Genomic DNA, 10,547 nt, shown 5'->3' with positions numbered 1-10,547 from the left:
GGGCGCGGCAGGGCGCTGGACTGGTGCCGGTGCCGGGCGGCGTGCCGGAGCGGGCGGGGCGCTGTTGTCGTAGCCGCCGTCGTTGCCACCTCCGCCATAGCCGCTGTCTTCGTAGCCGCCACCGCCGCCCTGGCCGCCGCCCATGCCCTGGCGGCTGCCCAGCATCTGCATGGTGTCGGCGCGGATTTCGGTGGTGAATTTTTCCTGGCCGGCCTGGTCGGTCCACTTGCGGGTGCGCAGGCTGCCTTCCACATAGACCTGCGAGCCCTTGCGCAGGTACTGGCCGACGATTTCGGCCAGGCGGCCGTTGAACACCACGCGGTGCCACTCGGTGGCTTCCTTGTTCTCGCCGGTGTTCTTGTCGCGCCAGCGGTCGGTGGTGGCGATGGTGACGTTGGCGACCTGGTCGCCGCTGGGGAAGGTGCGCATTTCGGGATCGCGCCCGAGATTGCCCACGATGATGACTTTGTTGACGGATGCCATGGTGTAAGGGCCTGTAGAGAATGGTGGAGAGAAGGCACTACGGCCTGCGCGGCCTGCCAGGGGCCGCGGGGAGCCGTCGATTGTGCCCGATTCGCCCCGTTCGCGGACTGGCCGTGCGGCAAGCCCGTGCCACAATCAAAACGCCTTGTTCCACCGCCTGCCCTGGCCATTTCCCATGCATCGCGAACCCGACTTTCTTCACAACCTGCGGCAGGAGTTCGCGGACGGCTGGCGGTGGGTGGAGCGCGCGATCGTGCTGGCCTACGCCGCGGCGGCCGGGCTTTTCGTGGTGGCGTTCACGGTCCTGGGGGAATGGGCGTTCGCACGCTTCGAGCAGGTGCTGCACTGGCAGGGCGGCTGGGCCGTGCTGCTGTGGACCCCGGCGCTCACGGCCGCCATCGTGTGGGCCACGCGCCGCTTCGTCCCCGGGGCGGCAGGCTCGGGCATTCCGCAGGTGATGGCGGCGCTGGAGCCGGGCCTGCCGCCCGGCCAGCGCGGCTACTTCGTCTCGCTGCGCATGTCGCTGGGCAAGGTGCTGCTGGGCAGCGCGGGCTTTCTGGCCGGGCTTTCCATGGGCCGCGAGGGCCCGTCGGTGCAGGTCGCGGCGGGCGTGATGCAGCACGCGCAGCGCTGGCTCGGGCCGCGTTCGGGCATCACCAGCCATGCGCTGCTGGTGGCGGGCGGGGCCGCCGGCATCGCCGCGGCGTTCAATGCGCCGCTGGCGGGCGTGGTGTTCGCGATCGAGGAGCTGTCGCGCAAGCTCGAATCGCGCAGCAGCGGGCTGATCATCGCGGCCATCGTGCTGGCCGGGCTGATGGGTGTGTCGTTCTTCGGCAACCTGACGTATTTCGGGGTGATTCGCGTGCCCCGCCTGGGCTGGGACGCGTTGCTGCCCGGCCTGGGCGTGGCCCTGGTGTGCGGCGTGCTGGGCGGCCTGTTCGCCAAGCTCATCACCACTTCGCTCACCGGTGCGCCGGGCCGGCTCAACCAGTGGCGCGCCCGGTTCCCGGTGCGCTTCGCGGCGGCGGGCGGGCTGGCGGTGGCGGTGATCGGCCTGGCCACGGGCGGCGCCACGTTCGGCGCCGGCTCCGAGGCGGTCAAGCACATGCTGGCGGGGCAGGCCGATGTCCCGGCGTTCTATGTCACGCTGAAATTCATCGCCACCTGGCTCACGGCCTGGTGCGGCGTGCCCGGCGGCTTCTTCGCGCCGGCGCTGTCGATCGGCGCGGGGGTGGGGCACAACATCTCGCTGCTGACCGGCGCGGACATCGCCCCGGCCCTGATCGCCATGGGCATGGCGGCCTTCCTGGCGGCGGTCACGCAGGCGCCGCTCACGGCCTTCATCATCGTGATGGAGATGGTGGACGGCCATGCCATGGTGCTGAGCCTGATGGCCTCGGCCATGCTGGCCAGCCTGGTGTCGCGCATGCTGGTGCGCCCGCTGTACGAAACGCTGGCGGAACACCTGCTGCACAAGGTGGGCGCGGGGCCGGCGGCACCGGCGGACGCATCGCCCCGCTGACATCCACGCTCGCGCGCCTGGTGCCGCAGCACATCCGTTACCCTCGGCGCATGCGTGCCTCCCTCTGCCTTGCACTGTTGTCCGCCGCCTTGCTGCTGGCCGGCTGCGGCACCACGCCGCAGCCGCGTTCGCCGCGCACCAGCGTGACGTATTCGCAGCTGTCGCCCGACCAGTCGAGCGACATCGCCATCCATGCGCTGGGGCTGGTGGGCACGCCGTACCGCTATGGCGGCAACACGCCCGAAGGCGGATTCGACTGCAGCGGCCTCATCGGCTATGTGTACAAGAGCCGCGCGGGCATCGCCCCGCCGCGCACCGTGGCGCAGCTGAGCGACTTCGGGCTGCCGGTGGACAGCGGCGACCTGCGCACGGGCGACCTGGTGGTGTTCGGCGCGGGGCGGCCGACGCATGCGGGCATCTACGTGGGCGAGGGCCGCTTCGTGCACGCGCCCTCCACCGGCGGCGAGGTGCGGATGGACCGGCTCGATTCGCGCTACTGGTCACGGCAGAAAACCGCCTTCCGCCGGCCCTGAGCGGGGCCGAGGGGCAGCGGCGGGCGGCGCGCGACAATCGCCGCCATGACGACCCCAGCCACCCCCCACGTGCACCGCACCGCCACCCCGCTCTCCACCCACGACACGACCCGCATCGACGACACGCGCATCAAGGCCGTGCGCCCGCTGATCACGCCTGCGCTGCTGCAGGAATGGCTGCCCACGCCGCCCGGCGCGCTGCAGCTGGTCGAGACCAGCCGCGCGGCGATCTCGCGCGTGCTGCACGGCCAGGACGACCGGCTCGTCGTGGTGGTGGGACCCTGCTCGATCCACGACCACGGGCAGGCCATGGAATACGCCCGCCAGCTCAAAACGCAGGCCGATGCGCTGTCGCAGGACCTGCTGGTCGTGATGCGCGTGTATTTCGAGAAGCCCCGCACCACCGTCGGCTGGAAGGGCTACATCAACGACCCGCACCTGGACGGCAGCTTCGCCATCAACGAGGGGCTGGAGATGGCCCGCGCGCTGCTCCTGGACATCCTGGCGCTGGGCCTGCCGGTGGGCACCGAATTCCTCGACCTGCTCAGCCCGCAGTTCATTAGCGACCTGGTGAGCTGGGGCGCGATCGGGGCGCGCACCACCGAAAGCCAGAGCCACCGCCAGCTGGCCAGCGGCCTGTCGTGTCCGGTGGGCTTCAAGAACGGCACCGACGGCGGCGTGAAGGTGGCCAGCGACGCCATCCTGGCGGCCCAGGCGCCGCATGCCTTCATGGGCATGACCAAGATGGGCCAGTCCGCCATCTTCGAGACGCGCGGCAACAACGACTGCCACGTGATCCTGCGCGGCGGCAAGCAGCCCAACTACGCGGCGCCGTCCGTGGACGCCGCCTGCCAGCTGCTGCAGGCGGCGGGGCTGCGCGCGCAGGTAATGGTCGACGTCTCGCACGCCAACAGCAGCAAGCAGCACAGCCGCCAGATCGACGTGGCGGCCGATGTTGCCGGACAGGTGGCCGGCGGCGACCGCCGCATCGTGGGCCTGATGATCGAGAGCCACCTGCAGGAAGGCCGGCAGGACATCGTCGCTGGCCAGCCCCTGGCGCAGGGCGTATCGGTGACCGACGCCTGCATCAGCATGGCGCAGACAGTGCCGGTGCTACAGGCCCTGGCCCAGGCGGTGCGCGACCGGCGGCAGGCCCGATAGGCCAGGAAGCAACACCGGCCGGCGCAGCGCCGGTGTAGCATTCACCGTTACTTTTTGTAGTCATTTGCCGCCGCAGATCCCGATCCGCCCGAATCCCATGCAGGTGCTGTCGCCTACCGACCCATGCCCACGGTCACTTTCCCGTCCGCTGGCCTTTTGAGCGTGCCGCCCAAGGTTGCGCCCGTGGGCAAACGCCTGGAGGCGCTGCGTGCCTGCGCGGTGCTGGACACCCCGGCGGAGGAGGCGTTCGATCAGCTGACCCGGCTGGCCGCCCGCCTGTGCGGCATGCCCATGGCGGCGATCGGTTTCATCGACCAGGGGCGCGAGTGGTTCAAGGCCAGCACCGGCATCGAACTGCAGTCGCTGGATGCGGCCCACCCGCTGTGCGCCCTGGCGGTGGACGGCCGGGTGGTGCAGGTGCAGGACACCCACGCCCATTCCACGCTGCGCCGCCATCCGCTGGTGATCGCCGGGCCGCGCGTGCGCGCCGTGGCCTGCATGCCGCTGATCACCGCGGAGAAATGGGTGCTGGGCGCCGTGGTGGTGATGTCCACCGAGCCGTGCGTGCTGCAACCGCCCCAGCTCGAATCGTTGCGCGCGGTGGCCGGGCAGGCCATCGCCCTGCTGGAGTTGCGCCGCAGCCAGCGCAACCAGGCGCGCATGGCCACCGAGCGGGCCGCCAGCGACGAGCGCTTTCACCTGGTGGCGCGCGCCACGGCCGACGCCATCTGGGACTGGAACCTGCACGACGACTCCATGTGGTGGAACGAGGGCATGCAGACGCTGTTCGGTGTGCCCATGCAGACCCTGCCGCACGACAGCACGTCGTGGACGCTGCGCCTGCACCCGGAAGACAGCGACGCGGTGCTGGAGAGCATCCACGCGGCGATCGAGGGCACGGCCAAGCACTGGGCCGAGGAATACCGCTTTCGCCGCTACGACGGCAGCTACGCCTGGGTGCAGGACCGCGGCTTCGTGATCCGCGACGCCGAAGGCCATGCGATCCGCATGGTGGGCGGCATGACCGACATCAGCGCGCAAAAGGACAGCGCGCTGCAGGCCAAGGACGAGGCCCGCACCCACGCCGAGCTGGTGCGCGTGCAGCAGAAGATTTCGTCGCTCGAACTGTCCATGGACGAGGTGCTGCAGCTGGTGGCCCGCACCGCGATGGAACTGTCCGATGCCGGCGGTGCGATGGTGGTGATGCGCGAAGGCGACAAAGCCCGGGTGCAGGCCAGCACCGGCATGCGCGCCGTGCCGCTGAACGACGTGCGCCCGCTGGAAGGCTACGAGCTGTGGCACCGCATCGACGCGGGCGAGACCGTCTGCAGCCAGCCGGCCGTCGCGCAGGCCATGCCCTCGGCCGCCCTGTGCGAGCCGGGGCCGGTGGCCTTCATCGCGGCGCCGGTGCGCGCGGGCGACGCGGTGGTGGGCATGCTCAAGGTCAACGGCGACCCGCTGGCGTCGTTCTCGCAGCGCCACCTGGCGCACGTGCAGATCCTGGCCGAGTCGCTGGGCGCCGTGGTGCAGCTGCGGCGCTATGCCGCGCAGCTGCACGCGTCAGAGCAGCAGTACCGCCTGCTGTTCGATGCGCACCCGCAGCCCATGTGGGTGTACGAGCTGGGCACCCTGCGCATCCTGGCCGTCAACCGGGCCATGGTGCGCCAGTACGGGTACAGCGAGGCGGAACTGCTGTGCATGACCACGCCTGACCTGTGGCCCCAGGACAACCGCGAAGCCCGCATACGGGAAGCGCACACCATTCCCCACAATGCCCGGCGTGACGCCGTGCACCGGCGCCACCGCAAGAAGGACGGCACGGTGATCGACACCGAGGTGTATGCCGGGGGCATCGAATTCAACGGTGTGCCCGCACGCCAGGTGCTGGCCACCGACGTCACGCAGCGCATGCGCCTCGAACGGGAGCTGGCGCGGGTGGGCAGCATCCAGCGGCTGCTGGCCGCCTGCAACGAATCGCTGGTGCGCGCGACCTCCGAGGCCGACCTGCTGCGCGAGGTCTGCCGCATCGCCACGGACGTGGGCGGCTACCGGATGGCCTGGGTCGGCATGGTGCGCGACGATGCGCGCCAGAGCATCGAGCCCGTGGCCTGGAGCGGCCACCACAGCGACCACTATGCGGAGACACTGCAGCTGAGCTGGTCGGCCGACCAGCCGGGCGGCCAGGGCCCGGCCGGGCTGGCGGTGCGCAGCGGCCGCCCGGTGATCGTGCGCGACATCCGGCTCGACCCGACGTTCGCCAGCTGGACCGAGCGCATGCTGCGGCAAGGCCTGCATTCGGTGATCAGCCTGCCGCTGCGCAACGCCGAGCGCTCGTTCGGCCTGCTGTACCTCTACCCGCCCGAAGTGCTGGAGATCGGCTCCGAGGAGACCGAGCTGCTGCAGCAGCTGGCCAACGATCTGGCCTTCGGCATCGAGAGCCTGCGCACCCGCCAGGACCAGCAGCGCCTGCAGAGCGTGGTGCTCAAGGCCGCCGCTGCCATCTCGGCCAGCACCGGGACCGAATTCTTCAAGCAGCTGGCCAGCAACATGGCGGATGCGCTGGGCGCACAGGCCGGCTGCGTGACGCGGCTGCTGCCGCCGGTGGAGGGACAGCCGCCGCGCGCCATCACGCTCTCGCGCGTGCAGGATGGCGTGGTGCAGCCCAATGCCGAGTATTCGCTGGAGGGCACGCCCAGCCTGCGGCTGGCGACCGAGGCGGAATACGTGGTCACATCCGGCGTCTGCGAGCTGTACCCGCGCTCACCCGTCGCGGCGCTGGGCGCCCAAAGCTACGTGGGCCAGCAGCTGCGCGACGCCGAGGGGCGGCCCATCGGGCTGATCTTCGTGATCTTCCGCGAGCCGCTGGAGCGGCCGGCGCTGGTCTCCTCGACCTTGCGCATCTTCGCGGCGCGCGCCACCGCCGAAATGGCCCGCCAGGCATCGGACGCCCACATCCGGCGCCAGGCCTCGCTGCTGGACAAGGCCCGCGACGCCATCATCGTGCGCGACCTGGAGCATCGCATCACGTTCTGGAACCAGGGCGCGGAACGCATGTACGGCTGGTCGCAGGCGCAGGTGCTGGGCCGCACCATCGACACGCTGCTCTACCAGAACGCCACCGAATTCCTGCGCGCCACCGAGGCCACCCTGGCCCAGGGCGAGTGGACGGGCGAGATCGTGCAGTTCCACCAGGACGGGCATGCGATCGACGTGGAAGGCCGCTGGACCCTGGTGCGCGACGAGGGCGGCCAGCCCGAATCCATCCTGGCCATCCACACCGACATCGGCCACCGCAAGGCCACCGAGCGCGAGATCCAGCGCCTGGCGTTCTTCGACTCGCTCACCGGCCTGCCCAACCGCATGCTGCTCATGGACCGCATGCACCAGGCCCTGGCCACGGCGCAGCGCCAGCGCCAGGGCGGGGCGCTGCTGTTCATCGACCTGGACAACTTCAAGACGCTGAACGACACGCTCGGCCACGACAAGGGCGACCTGCTGCTGCAGCAGGTGGCGCAGCGGCTGAACACCTGCGTGCGCACCGTCGATACCGTGGCGCGGCTGGGCGGCGACGAGTTCGTGGTGATGATCGAGGCGCTCAGCCCCCGGCCCGACGAACTGGCCGTGAGCGCCCGCGTGGTGGGCGAGAAGATCCTGTCAGTGCTGAGCGCCCCCTATGCCCTGGACGGCTACCAGTACCGCAGCACGCCCAGCATCGGCGTCGCCCCGTTCACCGACGGCCAGTCCACCGTGGGCGAGCTGCTCAAGCAGGCGGACCTGGCCATGTACCAGGCCAAGACCGCCGGCCGCAACACTCTGCGCTTTTTCGACCCCGGCATGCAGGCCGTGGTGACGGCCCGGGCCGCGCTGGAAGACGACCTGCGCACGGCGATCGCCCGCGAGGAATTCCTGCTGCACTACCAGCCCCAGGTGGACACGATGAACCGCGTGGTGGGGGTGGAGGCGCTGGTGCGCTGGCCGCATGCCAAGCGGGGCATGGTGCCGCCAGGCGATTTCATTCCGCTGGCCGAGGAAACCGGCCTCGTGCTGCCCCTGGGCCGCTGGGTGCTGCACACCGCCTGCACCTTGCTGGCCAGCTGGCAGGACGAGCCCTCCCTGTCGCACCTCACCATGGCGGTGAACGTGAGCTCGCGCCAGTTCCACCACGCGGGCTTCGTGGACGACGTGGTGCGTGCGCTGGTGTTCACCGGGGCGCCGGCCGACCAGCTCAAGCTGGAGCTGACCGAAAGCCTCTTCGTGGACGACATGGAAACCACCATCGCCACCATGTCGGCGCTGCGCGCCCATGGGGTGGGTTTCTCGCTGGACGACTTCGGCACCGGCTACTCCTCCCTGAGCTACCTCAAGCGCATGCCACTGGACCAGCTCAAGATCGACCAGAGCTTCGTGCGCGACCTGCTCAGCGATCCCAACGATGCGGCCATCGTGGACACCATCATCGCGCTCTCGCGCAGCCTGGGCCTGAACGTCATCGCCGAAGGCGTCGAGACCGGCGCCCAGCGCAACCGCCTGGCCCAGGCGGGCTGCCAGCTCTACCAGGGCTATTTCTTCAGCCGGCCGCTGCCGGCCGACGTGCTCGAGCGCTTCCTGCGGAACGCGCCCGTCTGATCTTTTTCATCTGACAGCCCCCGGCAGGCCCCTGCCGGGTGGCTGGGCGGCCTTCCACGCGCCGGGTGGCCCATCCCCCTGCCTCCGCTGTGCCGAAGGCCCCTGGCGCCTTCCTGCGCCACGCGCATCGTTCTGCCAAACCTCCTCGCCATCCGGGGCGGGCCGCGGGCGACGGTTTTTTTCTGTCTTCTCCTTAATGTCTTTATCAATCCATAGTAGTCGTAGTAAGCACGGCCTCCAACTGTGGACAACTGCATTTTTCCGTTGCGGATCAACGGACTTGCGATGCCGTGAACCTTGTGGGCGGCACCCGGCTCCCGCTGTCGCGGCGGCGGGGACAAAACCGGCGCATCGCCTTTCGCTGTGGACAAGTGGCCGGTTGTGCGGGAAATATCCACAGACTTGTTCCCGTGGCCGCCCTTTTTCGCCCATTGGCGCGAATGCGGCCCCCTTCCGTGCGATGTCGCCAGGTCCGATATTTGCCGACCATGGATCGGGCGCAGCCCGTCGATCGGACGGCGAGGCGTTCGCCCCTTTCTTCTTTTTCTTTCCCTTCCCTTTTTCTTTTCCCACGGCGGGCGGGATGCCTTCGTTTTGCGCCGGGCCCGGGTGGCCTCGGACAAGGAGCGCGGCGGTCGGTTTTCGGCGGCCCGGAGGTTCTTTGTTATTCCATTAAAGGTTCTATCAATACATAGCAGTAGTAGTAGAGGAGCCCCGTTTCTGTGGACAAGGCCGATTTCCTCAACGCTGCCAAGCACTTGGATGGTCGCAAACCCTGTGGCGCTGGCCGGGTGAACCGGCATGCCGGGCGACAACAACTTCGGCGCCTCGGCGTCTTCTGTGGATAACCCATGGGTTGCTCTGGAAATGTCCCCAGGCTTGTCCACAATGCGCCCCGGATCGGCATCGGCCAAAGAAAAAGGGCCCCGAAGGGCCCTTGTTGGCATGGATGAAACAGGCAGGGATCAGAAGTGATACGCGTAGCGCAGCTGCACGAAGTTCTCGCCCGGGTTGGGCTTCTTGATGCCCGCGTTGGACAGGTGCTGCACCCGCAGCACGATCTCGTGCTGGCGCTGCGCGCCCAGGCTGTAGCCCACCCCCAGGTGGGAACCGAAGTTGTAGCGGGTGCTGAACTCCTTGTCGGGGGTGTGGTACTTGCGGTCGGCATACGTGATGCCGACGCCCCCTTCCCAGAACCAGTTGGCGCGGCCGTTGTCCGGGCGCAGGCGGAAGGTGGGGGTGAAGCCGACCACGGTCAGGTCGCCCGAGCCATTGACCCCGTTGTACGACCAGCGGCTGGCGGAAATGTCCCAGTAGCCCCGCACTTCATGGCCCCACAGCTCGCTCTGCCAGTTCCAGGGCAGCGTCACACCCACGGCGGCGGAATCGGTCTGGTGTTCTGCCCAGCCGCCTTGCACGTAGACGGACGGGCTGGTGCCCGAAGGCTGGGCGTGAACGGCGCCTGCGCCGGCGACGCAGGCCAGCGCCAGGAAAAAAGCGTTCCCGCGCAGCAGGGCGCGGGAACGCAAGAGGTGGGTGATCGACATTGAAATTCCCTCGATGGAATGACTGTGGGTTTGCACAACGTGTGTAACCCACTGTATTCCGCCCATCGGGGGGGTGCGTTGTAGGCAGTCGCCTCAACCGTACTGATCGGTCGGGATCTGACCGGGGGGGTATGCAGAGATATCCAGACTGTGCGCAAACCCTCCCGGACCGGTCGCTTACTGCGGCGCGGGTGCGGGCACCGGCGGCACGGCCGGGCGTTCGCCGCGCGGGCCGCCGTGGCGTCCGTCCTTGCCGCGTTCACCATCGCGTGGGCCGCCCATGCCAGGGTGGCGGTGCATGCGGCGGCTTTCCTGGTCGAACGTCTTTTGCTGCGCCGGGGTCAGCGTGGCGTAGAACGCCTTGGTGGCTTCATCGCGGCGGTCGGCCTCCGCGCTGTGCTGGGCGCGCATGGCCCGCATGCGGTCGATGCGCTCGGGCGTGGTCAGCTGGTCGAGGCCCTTGGGATCGAGCCGCGCGCCGCGCTCCTGCGGCTGCATCGCGGCCTTGAAGGTGTCCCAGGCGGGCTGCTGGGCCGGGGTGAGCTGCAGCTTTTGCTGCAGGGCGTTGGCGCGCTGCTCCATGTGCGCCTTGCGCTGCTCGGGGCTGGGCATGCGGTGGCGCGGGCCGTCCTGCGACGGGCCGGCGGCGGGCGGAGCGGACGGGGCGGGGGAGGG

The 10,547-nt window shown here is 69.4% G+C and carries 7 protein-coding genes; 4 read left to right on the top strand and 3 right to left on the bottom strand.

Going from position 1 to position 10,547, the window contains the following annotated elements:
- On the bottom strand, window positions 1–483 hold a 483-nt coding region (ssb, locus tag AC27IO_RS15400), incomplete at its 3' end, for a single-stranded DNA-binding protein (RefSeq protein WP_498739524.1).
- Between the two features lie 175 nt (window positions 484–658).
- Between ssb and AC27IO_RS15395 the strand changes: the two genes are divergently transcribed.
- The 4 genes from AC27IO_RS15395 (at window position 659) to AC27IO_RS15380 (ending at window position 8,325) form a co-directional block, all read left to right on the top strand.
- A complete protein-coding gene (locus AC27IO_RS15395) occupies window positions 659–2,005 on the top strand; it encodes a chloride channel protein (protein WP_498739522.1) in 1,347 nt (448 codons plus the stop codon).
- 50 nt (window positions 2,006–2,055) lie between these two features.
- Window positions 2,056–2,538, top strand: coding sequence for a C40 family peptidase (locus AC27IO_RS15390; RefSeq protein ID WP_284397350.1), 483 nt, complete (start codon window positions 2,056–2,058; stop codon window positions 2,536–2,538).
- Window positions 2,539–2,583: 45 nt separating this feature from the next.
- Complete coding sequence (locus AC27IO_RS15385; protein ID WP_498739519.1) at window positions 2,584–3,699, top strand: 3-deoxy-7-phosphoheptulonate synthase; 1,116 nt, start codon at window positions 2,584–2,586, stop codon at window positions 3,697–3,699.
- A gap of 123 nt (window positions 3,700–3,822) precedes the next feature.
- The gene (locus tag AC27IO_RS15380; protein WP_284397341.1) at window positions 3,823–8,325 is read left to right on the top strand and encodes an EAL domain-containing protein; all 4,503 of its coding nucleotides are present in this window, start codon (window positions 3,823–3,825) and stop codon (window positions 8,323–8,325) included.
- A 965-nt stretch (window positions 8,326–9,290) separates the two neighbouring features.
- Here the strand turns inward: AC27IO_RS15380 and AC27IO_RS15375 are convergent.
- Window positions 9,291–9,872, bottom strand: a complete 582-nt coding sequence (locus tag AC27IO_RS15375) for an acyloxyacyl hydrolase (RefSeq protein ID WP_498739517.1) — start codon at window positions 9,870–9,872, stop codon at window positions 9,291–9,293.
- Between the two features lie 177 nt (window positions 9,873–10,049).
- A partial coding sequence (locus tag AC27IO_RS15370) for a Spy/CpxP family protein refolding chaperone (RefSeq protein ID WP_498739515.1) occupies window positions 10,050–10,547 on the bottom strand: 498 nt, incomplete at its 5' end.

The organism is Acidovorax sp. KNOB132 (assembly GCF_057541515.1).
The sequence above is the reverse complement of the archived record's forward strand: the minus strand, read 5'-3'. Positions and strand labels throughout refer to the sequence as shown.

What these genes read in the sequence shown, in the direction of transcription:
- AC27IO_RS15375 (WP_498739517.1), bottom strand. Translation starts at nt 9,872, where the DNA reads ATGTCGATCACCCACCTCTTGCGTTCCCGCGCCCTGCTGCGCGGGAAC.
- AC27IO_RS15380 (WP_284397341.1), top strand. Translation starts at nt 3,823, where the DNA reads ATGCCCACGGTCACTTTCCCGTCCGCTGGCCTTTTGAGCGTGCCGCCC.
- AC27IO_RS15390 (WP_284397350.1), top strand. Translation starts at nt 2,056, where the DNA reads ATGCGTGCCTCCCTCTGCCTTGCACTGTTGTCCGCCGCCTTGCTGCTG.
- AC27IO_RS15385 (WP_498739519.1), top strand. Translation starts at nt 2,584, where the DNA reads ATGACGACCCCAGCCACCCCCCACGTGCACCGCACCGCCACCCCGCTC.
- AC27IO_RS15395 (WP_498739522.1), top strand. Translation starts at nt 659, where the DNA reads ATGCATCGCGAACCCGACTTTCTTCACAACCTGCGGCAGGAGTTCGCG.